The sequence below is a fragment of the Methylocystis sp. B8 genome, assembly GCF_005771425.1.
In the GTDB taxonomy this organism is placed as follows: Bacteria; Pseudomonadota; Alphaproteobacteria; order Rhizobiales; family Beijerinckiaceae; genus Methylocystis.
On sequence record NZ_VBTZ01000010.1, the window covers coordinates 1 to 17,871 of the forward strand.

Annotated in this window: 14 protein-coding genes; 10 read left to right on the forward strand and 4 right to left on the reverse strand. The window is 58.1% G+C overall.

What is annotated here, in order from left to right; translation table 11 throughout:
• On the reverse strand, positions 1-1,364 hold a 1,364-nt coding region (locus FEV16_RS14085; RefSeq protein ID WP_138168267.1), incomplete at its 3' end, for a ParB/RepB/Spo0J family partition protein.
• 333 nt (positions 1,365-1,697) lie between these two features.
• Here FEV16_RS14085 and FEV16_RS14090 point away from each other — a divergent pair.
• The 3 genes from FEV16_RS14090 (at position 1,698) to FEV16_RS14100 (ending at position 9,261) form a co-directional block, all read left to right on the forward strand.
• On the forward strand, positions 1,698-5,210 hold the full coding sequence (locus tag FEV16_RS14090) for a type ISP restriction/modification enzyme (protein WP_138168268.1): 3,513 nt from the start codon (positions 1,698-1,700) through the stop codon (positions 5,208-5,210).
• Positions 5,211-5,413: 203 nt separating this feature from the next.
• Entirely contained in the window at positions 5,414-7,402 is a 1,989-nt protein-coding gene (locus tag FEV16_RS14095) for an AAA family ATPase (RefSeq protein WP_138168269.1), read from the forward strand.
• Positions 7,399-9,261 carry an ATP-dependent helicase gene (locus FEV16_RS14100; protein ID WP_138168270.1) on the forward strand — a complete coding sequence of 621 codons (1,863 nt, stop codon included), beginning with the start codon at positions 7,399-7,401 and terminating at the stop codon, positions 9,259-9,261. The genes FEV16_RS14095 and FEV16_RS14100 overlap by 4 nt, the downstream gene beginning before the upstream one ends.
• Before the next feature lie 238 nt (positions 9,262-9,499).
• On the opposite strand, the gene FEV16_RS14105 is transcribed toward FEV16_RS14100, so the two are convergent.
• Together FEV16_RS14105 and FEV16_RS14110 are read right to left on the reverse strand one after the other, a co-directional pair.
• The gene (locus FEV16_RS14105) at positions 9,500-10,423 is read right to left on the reverse strand and encodes a nucleotidyl transferase AbiEii/AbiGii toxin family protein (RefSeq protein ID WP_138168271.1); all 924 of its coding nucleotides are present in this window, start codon (positions 10,421-10,423) and stop codon (positions 9,500-9,502) included.
• Positions 10,410-11,252, reverse strand: coding sequence for a type IV toxin-antitoxin system AbiEi family antitoxin domain-containing protein (locus FEV16_RS14110; protein ID WP_138168272.1), 843 nt, complete (start codon positions 11,250-11,252; stop codon positions 10,410-10,412). Before FEV16_RS14110 ends, FEV16_RS14105 begins: the two co-directional genes overlap by 14 nt.
• 155 nt (positions 11,253-11,407) lie before the next feature.
• On the opposite strand from FEV16_RS14110, the gene FEV16_RS14115 reads away from it, so the two are divergent.
• The 5 genes from FEV16_RS14115 (at position 11,408) to FEV16_RS14135 (ending at position 15,755) form a co-directional block, all read left to right on the forward strand.
• Positions 11,408-11,977 carry a hypothetical protein gene (locus tag FEV16_RS14115; RefSeq protein WP_138168273.1) on the forward strand — a complete coding sequence of 190 codons (570 nt, stop codon included), beginning with the start codon at positions 11,408-11,410 and terminating at the stop codon, positions 11,975-11,977.
• Positions 11,977-13,371, forward strand: coding sequence for a 7-cyano-7-deazaguanine synthase (locus tag FEV16_RS14120; protein ID WP_138168274.1), 1,395 nt, complete (start codon positions 11,977-11,979; stop codon positions 13,369-13,371). The genes FEV16_RS14115 and FEV16_RS14120 overlap by 1 nt, the downstream gene beginning before the upstream one ends.
• On the forward strand, positions 13,355-14,533 hold the full coding sequence (locus tag FEV16_RS14125; protein WP_138168275.1) for an XRE family transcriptional regulator: 1,179 nt from the start codon (positions 13,355-13,357) through the stop codon (positions 14,531-14,533). Before FEV16_RS14120 ends, FEV16_RS14125 begins: the two co-directional genes overlap by 17 nt.
• Positions 14,511-15,143: a hypothetical protein gene (locus tag FEV16_RS14130; protein WP_138168276.1), complete on the forward strand. Its 633-nt coding sequence runs from the start codon at positions 14,511-14,513 to the stop codon at positions 15,141-15,143. The genes FEV16_RS14125 and FEV16_RS14130 overlap by 23 nt, the downstream gene beginning before the upstream one ends.
• 240 nt (positions 15,144-15,383) lie before the next feature.
• Complete coding sequence (locus FEV16_RS14135) at positions 15,384-15,755, forward strand: hypothetical protein (RefSeq protein ID WP_138168277.1); 372 nt, start codon at positions 15,384-15,386, stop codon at positions 15,753-15,755.
• A gap of 114 nt (positions 15,756-15,869) precedes the next feature.
• Here the strand turns inward: FEV16_RS14135 and FEV16_RS14140 are convergent, their stop codons facing one another.
• Positions 15,870-16,595, reverse strand: a complete 726-nt coding sequence (locus FEV16_RS14140; RefSeq protein WP_138168278.1) for an autoinducer binding domain-containing protein — start codon at positions 16,593-16,595, stop codon at positions 15,870-15,872.
• A 343-nt stretch (positions 16,596-16,938) separates the two neighbouring features.
• Between FEV16_RS14140 and FEV16_RS14145 the strand changes: the two genes are divergently transcribed.
• On the forward strand, positions 16,939-17,484 hold the full coding sequence (locus FEV16_RS14145) for a lytic transglycosylase domain-containing protein (protein ID WP_138168279.1): 546 nt from the start codon (positions 16,939-16,941) through the stop codon (positions 17,482-17,484).
• A 48-nt stretch (positions 17,485-17,532) separates the two neighbouring features.
• Positions 17,533-17,829 carry a TrbC/VirB2 family protein gene (locus FEV16_RS14150; RefSeq protein WP_138168280.1) on the forward strand — a complete coding sequence of 99 codons (297 nt, stop codon included), beginning with the start codon at positions 17,533-17,535 and terminating at the stop codon, positions 17,827-17,829.
• Positions 17,830-17,871: the final 42 nt, after the last annotated feature.

Sequence of the window (17,871 nt, forward strand, 5' to 3'; positions counted from 1 at the left end):
GACAGCCTCAATCGTAGCGCCATCGTCCGATACGCGGAGAGTTCCGTACGCAGACGATCGGACAGTTTGGGAGAGGCTTCTCCCTCAATGTCCCCGTCGCCGGGCGAAACGCCCTCTGTCGACTCCTGCGTCGAATCCGGATGAATCTCGCCAGATCCGGACTGTTGAGAATTCGCTTCGTTTCGCTGTTCGACCTGCGCCTCGTCTTCGGGACGGATGTAGCCTCGCTCGATTTTCAGCACGCCATTATGATCGATACTGACGAAAACTCCGCCGCTCGCCATATCGGCCGGATCGAAGATCGCTGGACGCCGCTCGATGGCGTCGATAATCTCTTCGAGTTCGCCCATTCTCCGATCGATATCTTCCGGGAGTTCGTCGGAACCAGCGTGCTCGTCAGAGAGCGTGTCATATTCTTCGAGCGCCGCGTCGTAGCGTTCCTTCTCTTCGTCCGAAATTTGCGGCGCCGTCGACGGCAAGCGACGCAGGCCATTCGTATGGCCATAGGGGAATTCGCACGCGAATTCCGCCCATTTCCAGCCCTCAGCGCGAAGGTTCTCGGCCGCCTTCGAGAGCTTTTCCCGCGCGAGCCGGTCGAGCAACGCGACATCCTGCAACCAGCCGCCATGATCGTGCTGGAAGAGATCGCGCAAAATCACGCCGCACGCCGCCTCATAGGCCTCGACGCCGACAAATACCGCGCGCTTGTCGCCGGCCTTGACCGCGCCTTCGGTGAGCATACGGCGGACTGTATAAGGCTCTTTGTTGTAAGAACGCGATAGCGACTCCCACACCTCTTCCTGTCGCGCATGATCGTCGGTGACGCAGAAGGCCATGAGTTGTTCCAGCGTCAATTCTTCCGCGACATAGAGATCGAGGATCTTCGGGCTCGCTGCGGCCAGTTTGAGGCGCTGGCGCACGACCTGCGCTCCAACGAAAAACCGCGCGGCGATCTCGTCGATGCTCAAACCTGCGTCCTGCAAATTCTTGAACGCCCGGAATTGGTCGAGCGGATGCAGGGCTTCGCGCATTGTATTTTCGGCGAGGGAATCTTCCTCCTCGATCCCCTCCGTCTTCACGATGCAGGGGACGGGCGCATTCTTGGCGAGGCGCTTCTGCTTGACGAGGAATTTGAGTGCCGCGAGACGCCGCCCGCCGGCGCTTACGGCGAATTTTCCTGTCTCAGCGCCAGCGCCATCGAGCACAGGCCGCACGCTCAGCGACTGCAGCAATCCGCGGCGGGCAATGTCCTCCGCCAGTTCTTCAACGCTTATCCCCGCTTTGATCCGGCGCACATTGGCGTCCGACGCCAGAAGCCGATCAAGCGCGATATCCCTCGCTCCCACCAGCGTAATCTTCGACATGTTTCCATCTCCGCGACGGGCTGGCGAAAGCCTCTCTCTCGCCCGATTCCTCGTCACGAAGCCCGAAGGGCCCTTTCCCTCTTGAGCAACAGGGCAGCGGTCTCTGTGCTTTTACGCGGTCCGGCAAATTCGCCACGAAATCCTTACGTTGTGATCAATCCAGGTCGGGTACGCAGCGACTTAAGATATGAAATAATCTCAATGGGTTAAAGCGTTGCCGCCTTGGGTTTCGCCGGCATAGTTCACCGCTCGGCGCCTTCTCATTACGGCATTCGTGTGCTCTTGTTTTGTCGGCTTCCGAAAGCGCCGCCATTCTGATTCGAGCGCAAGTTTATGCAAACGATTCTTCCAGCGTTGATCGACTATGTGTCGGAGACGCGCCGTCTCGATTCTCAGCCGTCCTCTACCGAGAATACCTTCTATCCCGCCATCAGGAACCTCCTCGCGGCGGTTTTAAAGGAACGGCTCCTTCCCTTCGAGGTTCGAGTGAACACGTCCGAGGCCAAGGGCAAGGCGCGCGACATGCCAGACTTCGTTCTGGGCGACGACAAAATATTCGTCGGAGTTTATGGCGAAGTGAAACGTGCAGACGTCACGCTTGAAGACCTCGCGGTGTCAACGGAACAGAACGATCAGATTGGCCGCTATCTTGTGCAGACTGGCGTTGTCCTGCTCTCGAATGTCCGAAGCTTCGGCCTGCTCGCCTGCGTTCCGGGCTACGATCGACCCAAAACCGGCGCCGTGCCGCCCGATAAGCGCGCGCTCATCAAAACCGTCGACCTTTGGGGCGCCGTTGCCGGCGCGGCGCCGCGCGCCAAGGTCGATGGCGCAGCCCTCGCCGACTTGCTGGAAATCGTCGAGCGCTCCGTCACCGACTACGCGCCGCTCGCCAACCCGGCCGATCTCGCGAAAGTGCTGGCGCGACAAGCGCGAGACGCGAAAGACCAGCTTCCCGAAGACCTCAAAGCGGTGAAGCCGTTGCTTGACGACTACCGTCAGGCGCTGGGCCTCTCGTTCAACATCGACGACGAGAAGGGCGATCGGTTCTTCCGATCTTCCCTGGTGCAGACGGCATTCTATTCGCTATTCGCCGCCTGGGTGCTGTGGGACAAGGCCGCCGCAGCCGACGCGCGCTTCGAAATCGACGACGCCCACGCCTATCTTCCGATTCCGTTTCTCGACGCGCTGCTCCACGACATCCGCCATCCCAAGCGGCTGAAGGCGCTCGGCCTCGAAGATCATATCGCCCGCGCCATCGCCACGTTGAACCGAGTAGACCGCCCGCTGTTTCGAACGCGCATGACCTTCCCGACGATCGACGAACAGACCTCGGCGGCGGCGATCACCTATTTCTACGAGCCCTTTCTTGAAGCCTTCGACCCCAAACTCCGCGAGGACCTCGGCGTCTGGTATACACCGCCCGACATCGTGCACTACCAGGTGTGCCGGGTTCACCACATCCTGAAAAAGGACCTCAAGCGTCCGCGCGGCCTCGCCGACCCGGAAGTCGTCGTTCTCGACCCCTGTTGCGGCACCGGCGCCTATCTCCTCGAAGTCGCGCGTTGTATTGCCGAAGAGGCCAAGGCAGATGGCGACGAGGCCGCCATCGGCCTAGAGTTGTCCCGCGCCTTCCACGAACGGGTGATCGGCTTCGAAATCCTGACCGCGCCCTTTGCGATCGCGCAATTGCAACTCTATCTCCTGCTCGACAGTCTTGGCGCGAAGCCGGAGGACGACAAGCGCCTGATGATTTTTCTCACCAACTCTTTGGCAGGTTGGCGCGACAGCGGCGACATCAAGCTCAGCTTTCCCGAAATGCGCGACGAGTTCGACGCATCGCAAGAAGTGAAACACAAAGCCAAAATCATCGTCGTCATCGGCAATCCGCCTTACGACCGCTTCGCCGGTGCAACACAGGATGACGAAGCGGAACTCGTCGCCCATTACAAGGGCATCGAGCTTGTCGATGAGGTGGACGCCAAGACGAAACAGGTGAAGCGCAACGAATTTGGCCGGCCGAAGAAGAAACAGCGCGGCAGGAGCGCGCTCTTTGTCGAATATGGCGTCCGCAAGCAGCTTCTCGACGACCTTTACATCCGCTTCTTTCGGCTGGCTGAGGAACGCATCGGCGAAGCGGCGGAGTTCGGCATCGTCTCCTACATCTCCAATTCTTCTTATCTGACCGGGCGTTCGCATCCGATCATGCGCAAGTCGTTGTTGTCGAACTTCCACCGGATTTGGATCGACAATCTCAACGGCGACAAATACCGCACGGGCAAGCTCATTCCCGCCGGACTGCCCGGCGCGGGGACGGCGGATCAGAGCGCATTCACGACCGAGATGGACCCGCGCGGCATCCAGCCGGGAACCGCCATAGTCACGCTCGTCAAGCGCGCCGAGGTCAAGACCGCGCCGACGAAGACCGAGGTGTCCTATCGCGACTTTTGGGGATTGGCGAAAGATAAGCGCGCCGAGTTGATCGCCGCCTTGCCCACCGGCGTCGGAAAGGCGTCGACGCCCTACGAGACGATCAAGCCGACGCTCGAAAACCGCTGGCGTCTGTCGCCGACGATGGTCGAAGGCGGATATGAGGCGTGGCCCGCCTTGGATGAACTGTTTCCCACGTCCTATCAGGGAGTGAACCACAATCGCGGCATTGATGGCGGAATTATCGGATACACGCGCCGTGAAATCGAAGAACGATTGAAGGGATATTTCGAGTCAACTTCATTCGACGCCGCGGCTTCAAGATGTCCCGAGCTTGCGGCGGAACGCGCTCGATATGACCCTAAGAAAGTATGGGAAAAACTGAAATCTGAGGGCCACTTTCGCGCTGACGCCGTTGTTGAGTTTCTCGCATTCCCCTTGGACCAAAGGAGCATCTATTACGTCGATCGATACAAGTGGCTGAACGAAGCCCGCCCTGATTTGGCGGCGAACATGAGTTCCAACGAACTGTTCATTACGGTCCCTGAGCCGCGCAAGGAATCGGAAACACGCCCCGTCTTCGCGACGACTTTGCCCAATCTCCACGTCCACGAACGCGGCTGTGTGGTGTTCCCGCGCGAAACACGCGGCGACGATCTTTTGTCGGATCGAGACGCCAACATCGGCGAGAAAACATGGCGCGTTCTCCGCGCGCATTTTGGCTTGAAGGGCGAACGCCGAGACGCCGACGCCCACGCGTTCGTCGGCAAGCTCTTCCGCGTCGCCTTCGCCATTCTTCACGCGCCCGCCTATCAGGCTGAACATAAGAGCGCGCTCTCCGCCGACTGGGCGCATTTGCCGATTCCCAAAGACCCCGAATTGTTCGCGCGACTGGTCGATAAGGGCGAACAGGTGACGCGCCTTCTTGACGCCAACCGCGACGCCCGCAATGTAATCGAAGGAATCCTTGGCCGCGAGCGCGCGGCCCCACTTGGCCCGCTGAAGCGCAACGGGGGCGGCAAGCTTCGGCAGACTGATCTGAGAATCACCGTCACCTATTGGGGTGGTGGCAAGGGTCGATGGAAGCCTCGCGATTTCGCCATGGACGAAGCGCCGCTCGACGCATGGGGAGAACACACTGGTGATCTCTATATTAATGACGACGCCTATTTCGCCAACGTGCCTGAAGCCGTCTGGACCTATCAACTTGGCGGCTATCCTGTGCTCAAGAAATGGCTCGGCTATCGACAAGCAGACCGGCGCAACGACAATCCACTCACCGACGACGAGCGCAAATGGTTCCGCCAAATTATCCAACGCATTGCCGCGCTTCTTGCGGTTGGTGCCGAACTCGACGCGCTTTACCAGTCGGTGGCCGCGAACGCGTTCACTGCTGGGGAACTGGGCATAGAAAGATGATTTCTGATGATCTTGTCAGACATTAACATTCGGCTGAAATCAGCGAGCGCAGGTATAATGCCGGATTATCCTGTATAAAATACTGCACTTACAGCATATATTTTCAGCGTTCCATGTTATTGAACGATCGCCAGGGGGAAGCGATGCTTCGTCTGGTGCAGCCGCCGCGGCGAGCGGTAGCCAAGAATACCGAAGACAAACTCATGAAAATTGAGCGCATTTCATTTAAAAATTTTCGATGCTTCGGGCCAGGACGAACAGCAATCAGATTCCGGCCTGGGATAACTACCTTCGTGGGAGGGAACGGATCCGGAAAGACCGCTGCATTTCAGGCGTTGTCGCGCCTGTTTGGTGTGACGCCCGGCCAGCGCGCTGTTCGCCGACAAGATTTTCATGTGCCTGCCGGCAGGCAAGAGCTCGAATCCGGCACCACTCTTTCAATCGAGGCAATTTTCGCGTTCCCCGAACTAGAGGGGCTGGACGAGGACGCTGTTGCCGATGCGGTGCCCGAGCTCTTCCACCAAATGGCTGCCTCGGCTCCTGACGGTCCGCTTAAGGTAAGGATGGTGTTGCGGGCGGCGTGGACTGACGATGGTACCCCAGACGGAAGCATCGATGAAGATATTCGATGGGTCACGACCCTTGATGACGAGTTTGACTGGGACGACTGTAAGAGAGTCCAGGCCGTTGAGCGCGGTGCGATTCAGTTGATTTATGTGCCCGCGGCCCGCGATGCGGCTACACAAGTAACCGCTCTCCTGAAAGGCCGACTTTGGCAGGCCGCTCGATGGTCGGAGGGATTCAAGGACCGAAGCGCGCGCAGCGCGGCAAACATCCAGAGACGGTTTGAGCGTGAAGATCCCGCGCGATTCGTGATCGAGCGTCTTGAAGAACGCTGGAAGCAGGTTCATGAAGCCGACACCGACACTACTCCCCTCCTGCGGCTTGTTGAAACCCGCTTCGAAGAGTTGGTGCGTCGGGCCGAATTCGCCTTCTCGCCTGATGAAGCTGGACGAGAGCGCTCACTCGCTGACCTGAGCGATGGACAGCGTTCGTTGTTTCACATTGCCCTAACTGCCGCGACGCTGGAAGTTGAGCGAGACGCGTTTGCGGAGCCACAAGCCGACTGTTGTTTCGATCATGACAAGCTGCGAAGGGCACATCTCACAATTCTTGCGATTGAGGAACCCGAGAATAGTCTTTCGCCGTTCTTCCTGTCTCGCATTGTTAAACAGGCTCGGGAAATTGGAGCCCTTGAGACAGCGCAAGTCTTGCTATCAAGCCATTCCCCCGCGATCCTTAGCCGCGTGGAGCCGGAAGAGGTGCGTTACTTCCGGCTTAACCGCACGACACGCCATTCTTCGGTGCGCCGACTTACGCTTCCAAAAGATAATGATGAAGCACGCCGGTACGTTCGCCTGGCTGTGAGAGCCTACCCCGAGCTCTATTTCGCGCGCTTCGTGATTTTGGGAGAAGGCGAGTCAGAGCGGGTTGTGATTCCGCGCATCTCGGAGGCTATGGGTATTCCCCTCGATCCCTCATTCGTTCCGATTGTTCCGTTAGCGGGGCGATACATTGATCACTTTTGGGCGCTCCTGAATGACCTTAGAATACCACACGCCACATTGCTTGATCTTGATCTTGGCCGTGCTCACGGCGGCGCAAAAATAGTTCAGAAGGTCGTGACAGCGCTGCGGGATAATGGAAACGATCTGAGCAGCAATTTTGCCGTGACCGTGGGCTCCGTCGATCCGGATGCCGTCGACGAACTCGCGGATAACGAATTGCTTAACGGCTATGAAGACAACGATTGGCTTCAAGCGCTGAAGGACGAAGCCGTCTTCTTTTCATATCCGCTCGACCTCGATTTTTCGATGCTGCGCGCGTTCCCGGATGAATACAAAAGGCCAAATCCTGGCGGCAGAGGGCCGCGTGCTAGCGAAGCAGCTATCCGAGAAAAGAAGGCCGTGGCTCTCAAGACGGGAGGAGACCCGGATCTGTATGACGACGATTACGATTCAGAATTCACTTGGTACCCATACTTGTTCTTGAGTCGCAGCAAGCCCGAAACGCATTTAAGCGCATTGAGCGAGATCAAAAATGAGGACCTTGCTAACGGGGCGCCAGCTGAATTGAGGGCATTGATCTCGCATGTAAAGGAATCACTGGGTCTTGAGGATGACGATGAATGACCCTCGTTCGTCCCGAAGACTGGCGACCGCAGGCCGTCCCCGATCTTGAACCGCGCGCGTGGGAGGCGTTGTGGGAAGTGAACCGCAGCGTCCTCGTTACTGCCGGCGCCGGCGCGGGCAAGACGGAGTTTCTTGCTCAGAAAGCAACATATCTCTTGCAGACTGGACTCTGCCCCGGTCCGAAACGGATACTTGCTATCAGCTTCAAGCGCGACGCTGCAAGAAATCTGACTACACGCGTGCAGAAGCGATGTCCGCCTGAGCAGGCTAGAAGATTTAACTCCTTTACTTTTGACGGTTTTGCCAAGAGCCTTCTGGACCGATTCCGAGCTGCAATTCCTGCCCCTCTCGCGCCTCCCGCGGGCTACCGAATCATTTTTCCGCGACGGCAGGATTTCAGCGATTTCTTGGAACGGCACCGCTTCCACGCTCTCGGTCCCGATCAGTTAGAGAGAGCCGTCGCGAGGACGCCGCTGCCTATCGATGAATCAGACGGTAATATTCGAAGTCGAGCTGTGGCCCAGTACTGGCGCACGCACTGTGCGGACGCTGACGATGTCCAATTATCCTTTGCCATGATTAGTCGGCTGGTCGATCTCCTCCTGCGGGAAAACACCCAAATTCGGCGTGCGCTGCACCTCACATATCCGGCCGTGTTCCTTGATGAGTTTCAAGACACGACCTTTGCTCAGTTTGAGTTGCTGCACACGGCGTTCGATGGAAGCGCCGCCGTATTCACCGCGGTCGGGGACGACAAACAGCGAATCATGGTTTGGGCCGGAGCTATGCCCGATGCATTCGATCAGTTTGAGCGTGACTTTGGAGCGAGACGAATAAATCTCTTGTCAAACTGGCGGTCGCATGAGGACCTAGTTCGCATTCAGCATGTTATCGCCAGCCGAATTGATCCGAATGCCGAACCTCCTGAAGCACGGGCTAACCGTGAAGTTGACGGCGACATAGCTGCAATCTGGGAATTTGAAGATGCCGAGCAGGAAGCAGCGTATCTGGCGGAGTGGACTGATAACGAAATTCAATCCGGTAATGTCGAGCCGCACGAGATCGCTATTCTGGTGCGCATGCGCGCCGATCAGGTCGAACACCAGCTCGAATCTGCTTTTTCAAAATATGGGATCAGATTGCGCAATGAAGCTAGGAATGTCGGCGACGTATCGATCCAGGACTTGTTAGGCGAAGAGCTAACGGCCATCTGTCTACCCTTGTTGCGGCTAGGCGCTATGAACAGAAGCCCCGAGCACTGGAACGCCGCTTTGGCAAACATGCAGTTTCTTGAAGCGTCTGACCCGCAGGACGAACTGCGGCAACCGCAGTTGCAGCATCGGCTTTCGGATTTCGTTCGAGAGCTCCGGCGGACCATGCTGCGCCTTGAACCGGCTGCGGCATCAGCGATCGAAGTATCGCGCTCAGTCCTCGAATTCGTGGATGCAAGGCTAGTACGCCAGTCTTTTCCGGATTATCAACGGCAACGGGACTTCGACCGGATTTGGGAGGGATTTACAATACTATTATCCGAATGCGCTGAGAGGGTGGCCACCTGGCAAGAGGCGTTAGACGAGTTCGAGGGCTTGGGCCAGGTCGCCCTAATGACCATTCACAAGAGCAAGGGGCTCGAATTTCACACTATGTTATTTTATGGATTGGACAATAGAACTTGGTGGAGTCTTACGCCGGACCGGCAAGAGGAATTGAATTCTTTTTTCGTTGCATTCACGCGAGCGAAGCAGCGAGCGTTCTTTATGCTTTGCACCGAACGCGGACAGCCTGTGTCTTGGATTGAAGACTTGCTCGCTCCCGCCGGAGTCATACGGATTGACGGGACTCGACTCCTTGAGGACTGACCTTCGGTGATAGTTGGAGATTTGTGTTGTGGTTCATCTGGTGTTGGCCGCACCGGGGCTTCAGTGGTAACCAAGCTGCCCAATTCCCCGAAGGCTCATCGAGCTTCGCAACGAGCACTACAACGCGCAGATCATGCGCTGAGCGCTGGTGCGGCCAGCTCCCGTCCGCGGCGGCGATCTGTCGCCGAGTTTCTATGACGTGCCGGATGGTCGTTGGAGAATCAGCTAGCTGAAGGTCTTATCCGCCGCCTGCGCGAAGCAGGGCAGTTTCAAGCTCCGCGACGAGCTGTTGCCGCTTCTCTTTTGAAATCTTATCCAGGTTTATCTGGCGCCATTTGATCGCGGGCAAATCCTTCGCGCCAGCCACATCCAGCAACGACCAATCGGGTTCGCCGCGCTCGAATGACAAAAGGAATCGACGGTGGGGGTCCCGCATGTCGCCGACGATGCGGGCGACCAACTCCTTGCGGGCCGCGAGCAGCTCGGCAAGGGGGACCGGCTGCGCCGTCATGCCTTGAAACCCGCGTTCATATTCCTGAGATATGTCTTTCTGTCGGGATGCGAGCACCTCTCCCATGGGCCGGTCGTGACTTAGCAGATAGACGATAAAGGCGCGGCGCAGGGCGTCACTGATGCCCTCGCCGGCAAGCAGATCGCGCACATCGAAGAGATCGCGGGGGTGCTGACGGTCGAACGCGGCGACAATCTTGCCGCCGTACAAATCTTCAAATGAAAGCAGCTGAATTTCGGCGAACCCGAATTGCTGTTCGACAGCCTGAGATACGCCTTGGGTTTGCGCCTCATAAGCGCAGCCGCGCATGACGGGAGTGACTTCGATCTTTGTCTGCACGCCCTCGGACCGGACATTCAACTTCGTCGCTGTCCCTTCGATTTGAGACTCAGCGACCTGACTGCCGGGAATATTTTGTTTTATGCGGGCGGCAATGCGCTTCATGGCGGCGTCGATAGCTGCAAGCGACTCTTCGCGTCCGGCAACCGGAAGATAAGTGAGGTCTATGTCGACCGACAGCCGCGGCATGTCGCGTACGAAGAGATTGATGGCGGTTCCGCCCTTCAATGCAAAACATTCTTCCTGCGCGACTTGCGGAAGCGTGCGTATCAGAAGCGCAACCTGCCTTCGATATTCTTCAGAGAACGCCATCCAGGTCCTCCGGCACGGTGATCTGATAGGCGTGATCGAGCTTGCCGCCCTTCACCAGCATGCGCTTTCCTTTCCCGAGATCGATTTTGTTTTTGTCCAGATATTTCAGCCATGCGTGATGGTGGCGGTCGGCAAAGAAGAAAAAAAGGCGCTTAACCTTTATGCTGCGGCAATCGGGAAGAAGTTTTTGGAGCCGGCGCGGGCTCAGATTTGTAAGGCCTTCCATCAGCTTATCCACCTGATGGAAACTCTCATGTGCAGGGAGTTCATCAAGCAATTCGAGGATGGCGCGTTCGGGCGCCGATATGGTCAGCGGCCAGTCCCACTGGCCCCAAGGCTGGACAGTGAGGCTCATATCGACGGGAGCGGCGGTGCTGCTTTCACGTTCGGTATTCCAGGTCAGGCCGGGCAACGTGCGAAGGGCGGCTTCGCCAGAAAAAAGCCTGCGGTCGTTATGCCAGATGAACCGGACCGCGAGCGGTAGCTTGTGAAGCCATGCCGGCGGAGCCTTGAGACCGTAGAGGTGCACTTCCTTGGTGGTTTGTGACAGGTAATGGGCGTAGCCCTCCAATTCGAGCGCCGTACGGCCGCCGACCACAAGCGGATGTGCGAGCAAGGTTTGAAGTGAAATGACAACCTGTTGCCAGCTCAGAGCGCCACGCGGGCGACGAAAAACGCGTGCGGCCGGCTGCTCCAGCCATCCTGTCGCGACGTAATGGTTCCAAAGCTGGCGCGAATAGCCTTGCCGCTTAAGCCAGCCGGCATCGATGAGAAGGCCTTCCGGAAGCTCCTGCTCTAGGTTTGAGCGTTTCGATTTTTGTCCAACCATATTTGACGATATATAAGAATCTTAAACTCTTTGCTAGTTTGAAAATCTAGTGTTCTGTCAAATATCCTTAGTCACAACGGATGACTTTCAAACCAGAAGTCCAAATTTGACATTGTCAGATATTTTATAAGATAATTATGACATGGAGAATCGGAATGAGCGACGGTCCTCATAAAAGCCTGCCAATGCGGGTCGGTTGGAAGAAGTTCGCGAAGTGCGCGGACAAGGCGGCTTTCGAGCCCGAACAACTTGCGGACCTCGCGATTCCCGCCCTGGAAGGCGACTGGCGGGAAGATGTTGCCCCCCATCTTGGCGTGCTCGGCAAACTCCTCGGCGATAGCAATCAGCCCTCACTGTTTGCCGGTGCGAACAGTGCCGAACTGGAATCGCTGAAGCGGCTCAGCCCCGGCAATTCCCTTTGGCATGCCGTCGTGGACGCCGTCGCGCAGGCCGTCGCGGGCGGCCGGAGCGGTGAGGACGCGTTGCTGGACGGCGCCACCAAGGCCCTGCTCGATCGTGGCGCCAGAGGCGTACGCCAGGTTGAAGAACACTACTTGCGGAGGACCAAAGAGGCCCGCGCGTTAAAGGTGGGGAAAAGAATGGAAGACGGCATATCCAGTGCGCCGATTGCACAAACGGCTCGCCGACTGCTCGGGATTGATCGCGACGCGGCGGCGTCCCCGACGCCGAAGCTGCAAGGACTTGATGACGGGGTGAGGTTCTGATGCCGAAAAGATGTGAGGACGATGAATCCGCGATCCGTGTCGCCGTTGTCGACAGCGATGCGCGTTCGCGCCCGGGCTGGATCAAATGCCGCATCGAGGAAAATCTGCGGTTCTCGGCGGAGCCGCTCGCGTCGTATTTCTTTGCGAAGTGGGACCCGCTTGTATTCGATGCGCTGCTTCTGGCCGCGGCTGTCGAGTTCTGCGACAGGATCAAGCGGCGTCCGTCGTTTCAGTGGTCGCGCGATATCGAACTGCGAATCCCTGTCCACTCTCCTGCAGTGTGGAAGCAGAGGGATGTGACGGAGAGTCTTCATGACGCACTTGAATTTCTGACCGGAGATCGCTGGCGCGTCGAATTCGCGGAACGCAAGAACGCAATTAACCCGCCGCGCCAGGGGCTTTTCAATCTTCCACCGGCGGAATCATTAGCCATTATCCCCTTCAGCGAAGGATTGGATTCGCGGGCGGTTGCCGGCCTTATGTCGCGGGAATTTAGTGACCGCCTCATCCGCGTGCGGCTTGGCACGAAGTCGGACGATCGGCCCAGCGATTCATCGGGCCGTAGGAGTCCGTTCGCGGGCGTGCCTTACTACGTGCGGCGCGGCGAACATCGCTTTGTTGAATCGAGCGCGCGTTCGCGCGGTTTCAAATTCGCGCTCCTCAGCGGGCTCGCCGCTTATATGGCGAAAGCTGACCGCGTCTTCGTGCCCGAAAGCGGCCAGGGTGCCCTCGGCCCCTCACTGGCGCCCGTCGGTCAGGCTTATGAGGATTATCGCAACCATCCGGCCTTTACCGCGAAAATGAGCGTCTTCCTGAAGTCGCTTCTCGGCCACGACGTTCGATTCGAATTTCCGCGCCTTTGGTTCACCAAGGGCGAAACGCTGCTGAAATATGTTTCGGGAAGCGCGCAGGCGGCGGACTGGAAGGAGACGCGGTCCTGCTGGCAGGACAACCGCTATGTTTCCGTCAACGGGCATAGGCGTCAGTGCGGCATTTGCGCGGCCTGTATGTTACGTCGCCTGAGCGTGCACGCCGCGGGATTATCCGAAGCGCCCGAGACTTACATTTGGGAAGACTTGCGTGCCGGATCATTTGAGGACGGGGCGGCGGCTGGATTCAAGAAGATCGCCGCCCAGCGCAACTATGCCATTGCAGGCGCGTTGCACCTCGATCATCTGGCCGGCCTGCGGCAGTCGCGGATTCACGCGCCCGCACTTGAATCAACCGCCCGTCAGCTCGCGCGATCTCTTGAACTGCCGCAGCACGAAGCGCGTGCGGGAATTGAACGCATGCTGATCCAACACGAAAAGGAGTGGAAAGACTTCATGGAATTCCTGGGACTTGATTCATTTGTGTCCAGATGGACTGAGCGCGCGTATGACCACGCTGCTTGAAGATATGCCTTCTGTTGAAGTGGGGGAGCGTTTACGCCTTGCGCGCGAGTCGGCGCGGCTCAAGCAGGCTGATGCCGCAACCGCCCTCAATATCGCCCGGACGACCCTTATCGCCATCGAGAAAGGGCAAAGGCGCGTTCGGCTTGGCGAGCTGCAACAGCTTGCAAAATTATACCGCACGTCCGTCAATGCCTTGCTACGGACGGAAGCGATCCAGGTCGATCTGGCGCCGCAATTTCGCAAACTCGGCATTCAGCTTGACGATGCGGTTGCGAATGCGGCGCAGCTTCTTTGCGATCTCGCAAAAGCGGAAGTCGAGCTTGAAAATCTGCTCGGGGTAAAGCGCGCAAGGAACTACCCGCCGGAGCGGACGATCCTGCACGGCGATGTGCGGACGCAGGCCGAACAAGATGCGCTCGAACTGCGGCAATGGCTCGGGCTCGGGCTAAGTCCCATCCTGGACATTGTGACGCTTCTTGAAATGGAGCTTGGGGTTCGAGTCTATGTTCGTCGTATCGACGGGCGCATTTCCGGTCTTTTTGCTTACGACGATTCCCTCGGCGCCTGCATTCTTCTTAATGCAAACCACCCGCGCGAGCGCCGCGCGCAAACTGCTGCTCACGAATTGGCGCACCTTGTTTCCACGCGGCGGCGTGCGGAAATTCTGGACGGCGGTTCGACGAATTCCCGCGAGGAACGTTACGCGATTGCGTTTGCTCGTGCGTTTTTGACGCCGGCGCGAACGGTCATGCAGAAGTTCCGCGAAGTGACGGTGGGATCATCCAAGCTCACGCGCCGTCACATAATCATCCTGGCGCATATTTTCGGCGTATCGCGCGAAGCAATGGTGCGCCGGCTCGAAGAGCTTGGGCTGACCAAGGACGGGACCTGGGAGTGGTTTGAGCTGTATGGCGGCATTTCCGATGAGCAGGCGCATCAGGTTCTTGGCGACCTTTCCAGCTCGGATGCCCACAAGGCAGATGCTGACCGGCCCACGACGCTGCGGCTCGGGTTGCTTGCCGGAGAAGCCTGGAGGCGTGGACTTCTGACCGAAGGCCAGCTCTCGCGTATGCTGCATATCGACCGGATTGAACTGCGCCGGATGTTTGACGGCCTGGAAATCGAAGGGAGCGAGGCCGATGGGGCTCTCCTGCCTGACTGATTCAACCGCCGTAATCGTTATGGATGCCAGCACCGCAATCAACATGAATGCGACAGGATGCGCTGCGCGGATTCTGCGTGCGCTGCCAAACCGGATTGCCATCACCGAGGTCGTGATGGCTGAACTGGCTGACGACCGGCGTTCCGGACGCCGGGATTCTGAACTGATTGTCGAGCTCCAAAAAGCCGGGCTGATCGCTGTCGTTCCGCTCTCGGAATCACAGGAACGTCACTTTGAATCGCTGGTGATCGGATGCGGCGTTGACACGCTCGACGACGGCGAAGCTGCGACCATCTCGTACGCCGCAGAAACCGGCGCAACGGCGTTAATCGATGAACGAAAAGCCAATCGCATCTGCGGCGAACGATATCCGCTGATCCGCATCGGATGCACCGTTGATCTGTTCGTTCACGCGAATGTCAGAACGTCACTTGGAGATTCTGGTCTCGCCGAAGCAGTGTTTGCCGCTCTTCAGCAAGCGCGCATGAGAGTGCTGCCACATCACCTGGACTGGGTGGTCAGGCTGATAGGACAGGAACGGGCGCAGGAGTGCCCGAGCCTACCCAGAGCCGTTCGGACCGGGAACCGACTGGTAGCGGATGCGCGTTAGGCGCACCCTGAGCGAGCAGGCCGCAATGGTGTTCGCTTGCTTGATGACAAAAGTGACAGTCTACCCATCTCCAGGATGGCGCGAATGACTGATGGTCGTTCCAACCCATGAGTTTCGATCGCGCCGCTCTCGCGCCGACGGGATTTGTGAACCTCGAGCCCGCGGCACAGCGTTAAAAATCCTTTTACGGGTTCAGGATGTAAATGGCAGCCTCTTCGGCCCGGTCAGAGAAGCGAGCGCATGAGCGAGAATGCCGATTTCGAAAAGAGAGCTCTCGAAGCCTTGCTCCGTTATCGCGAAGCGCTCGCCAGGGTCGAAGCGTTGGAAAAGGAAGAGGCGACGGCGCACCAAGCGCTTGTCGAATGGCACGGCCGCCTCGAAAAGTCGACTTCCAACCCCGCCACTCCGATCGCGAGATCGAATCTCATCGAAGCTGGGCAGGACGCCATTTCCCGGCTGCACAACATCCGCTTCGCAATGAGTGAGGCGACGGCGGAGTTGAAATCAGCTTTCACCACTCTTGTCGCCTTCGACGACGCATTGGGCTACCTCCCAATTCCGAAGGCGACCGATTCGAACGTGAAGAATGCGGGCGGCAGTCCGGAAGAGTGATCTGCAGGGAGAGACAGGGAGGGCGTCCTGTCTCTTGCATCACCCGATTTTGTATCAACGCAAAGCTACCCAGCCTCGCTTGTCGGCGCGAGTTCGCCTTCGCCCTGCTTCCGGTTAGGGAATCAGCCCGCGCCTCAACGCCAGCGCCACGACATGCGCGACGTTTTCAGCGTCGAGTTTGGCGCGCGCACTGTCGAGATGAAAGGCGATGGTGCGCGTCTTAACGCCGAGGATCTGACCGATCTGATCCATGGTGCGGCCGCGTGACGTCCAAGCGAGACATTCCGCCTCGCGTTGGCTCAAAGGCGACGACGGATCAAGGCCGACAGGAGTTTTCAACGTGGCTTCGACATGGGCGTGAAAATACATGCCCATGAGTTGCAAAATGTCCCTTGCCTTCGAAATCTTTTCGTGGAGATCTGAACCTTGCTTATCGGCTGCGAAAGTGAAAAGCGCGAACCGATCGAACCCAGCCGGAATCGGGATAGTGACGCCACGTTCGATTCCGAACTCCGCCGCCTCGCATATAAAGCGCTTAACTTGGTCTCCTCGACCCCTCGCCATCTGCGGGCCGCTCCAGTGGAAAGGATCACGGTCGCGACGCGCTCGGATGAGAACCGGATCAATCAGATCGTAGCGTTGGCTCCAATAGCGCGTGGTCCATTGCTTCGGATATGTCGAAATCAATGTGTGACCATGCTCGGCGAGTCCGAGGTAAGCAAAACTGCGAAAGCCCAATTTCTGGGTCGCCCGCTCGGCAACCGCGCGAAACGCCGCCTTGTCTGACGCTGTGCTGACGCCGTCGATGAATTCCTGAAATGCATTTTCAACTCGCCGCATTTTTTGGGCCTTTCGCCGTTGATTCGACGCGCCCCCCGCCCCCTGTTCGAGCAACGGCCTCCACAATGCTTTTGAAGACCGCCGCCAATTTCGGACTGGTGTCTGTGACCACGATGCGGCGATTTTGTGAACACGCTTATAAAACTCCTGTGAAATTTCGCAGGTTTATCGCCACCGCGCTTCTGGTTCCCTGCGCCCGAATTCATCCGCGATTCGGAAGATTTGAACCATGCGCTTCGCCTCACAAAGCCGCCGCCGTTTCAGCGCCGACGCCAACATCCGTCCACGACTGCGCGGACGAAAAGCGCAGCGCGACGCCGCCTGACGTCGCGGAGGCAACGAAATGGACTTCTCAGCGTTCATGGCGCTCGCCGAGGGTTGCGCGCCGGGCGTCGATATAAGGCCGCTGATCGGGATTGTGCGCGCTGCGAGCGGCTTCGAGCCTCTTTCGCTCACAATCGATGGCCGCAGGCCAATCAAAATACTAGCGACCTCGAAGGACGAGGCGATTGCTCTCGCGATGCAGGCGAAGGTCGGCAATCAAGACGTGCGTCTGGGTCTCGCTGGTCTGACATTTGGCGATCTCAATAAGGCGGGAATCGGCGTCGCGGACGCCTTCGAGAGCTGCCCGTCGCTGCGCGGCGCCGCGCAGATTCTCCACGAAGATCCGAAGCATTTTGCAAGGTCGAAAGCAGCGATCGATTTGAATGCCGGCGTGTCGCTATCGGCTGATGGCGAATCTGGTCATCGGGAAGAGTTGCCAATTCCTCGAGAAGAGTTCGCCGCTCCCACGGAGTCGCACGAGACGCCCAAAAAGAAATGGGACGTGTTTGGTGGCGACTCCGGAAAATCGCTCCTCGTCTATGAGTCGTCTCCCTCCCCACGGTAAGGGCCGCCCGCAAACCTATCTGGCCATCTCAAATGGAGTTCGAAATTTATGACGCCCTCCTTCGCTCGTCGTCTCTCGTTCAATTTGCTCTCAAGCACTGCCGCCACGCTCATTCTCAATGAACCCGCATTGGCGCAAAGCGCCAATGTCGAACGCGTTCTCCAGAACATCGTCGATGCGCTTACCGGCAATGTGGCCAAGCTGCTCGCTACGCTCGCCATTATCATTACCGGCATGTCCTGGATGTTCGGCTATCTCGATTTGAGGCGCGCCGGCTACGTCATTCTCGGCGTCGCCATCCTGTTCGGCGCCGCTGAGATCGTCTCGACGCTGACTGGCCGATAGGCGCAGAGCTGCGCCTATTTACTTCCATCTCTTCGATCGGAA

Bases quoted from the DNA above. Each gene is read 5' to 3' on its own strand.
- FEV16_RS14090 (WP_138168268.1), top strand. From the start codon at position 1,698: ATGCAAACGATTCTTCCAGCGTTGATCGACTATGTGTCGGAGACGCGC.
- FEV16_RS14095 (WP_138168269.1), top strand. From the start codon at position 5,414: ATGAAAATTGAGCGCATTTCATTTAAAAATTTTCGATGCTTCGGGCCA.
- FEV16_RS14100 (WP_138168270.1), top strand. From the start codon at position 7,399: ATGACCCTCGTTCGTCCCGAAGACTGGCGACCGCAGGCCGTCCCCGAT.
- FEV16_RS14105 (WP_138168271.1), bottom strand. From the start codon at position 10,423: ATGGCGTTCTCTGAAGAATATCGAAGGCAGGTTGCGCTTCTGATACGC.
- FEV16_RS14110 (WP_138168272.1), bottom strand. From the start codon at position 11,252: ATGGTTGGACAAAAATCGAAACGCTCAAACCTAGAGCAGGAGCTTCCG.
- FEV16_RS14115 (WP_138168273.1), top strand. From the start codon at position 11,408: ATGAGCGACGGTCCTCATAAAAGCCTGCCAATGCGGGTCGGTTGGAAG.
- FEV16_RS14120 (WP_138168274.1), top strand. From the start codon at position 11,977: ATGCCGAAAAGATGTGAGGACGATGAATCCGCGATCCGTGTCGCCGTT.
- FEV16_RS14125 (WP_138168275.1), top strand. From the start codon at position 13,355: ATGACCACGCTGCTTGAAGATATGCCTTCTGTTGAAGTGGGGGAGCGT.
- FEV16_RS14130 (WP_138168276.1), top strand. From the start codon at position 14,511: ATGGGGCTCTCCTGCCTGACTGATTCAACCGCCGTAATCGTTATGGAT.
- FEV16_RS14135 (WP_138168277.1), top strand. From the start codon at position 15,384: ATGAGCGAGAATGCCGATTTCGAAAAGAGAGCTCTCGAAGCCTTGCTC.
- FEV16_RS14140 (WP_138168278.1), bottom strand. From the start codon at position 16,595: ATGCGGCGAGTTGAAAATGCATTTCAGGAATTCATCGACGGCGTCAGC.
- FEV16_RS14145 (WP_138168279.1), top strand. From the start codon at position 16,939: ATGGACTTCTCAGCGTTCATGGCGCTCGCCGAGGGTTGCGCGCCGGGC.
- FEV16_RS14150 (WP_138168280.1), top strand. From the start codon at position 17,533: ATGACGCCCTCCTTCGCTCGTCGTCTCTCGTTCAATTTGCTCTCAAGC.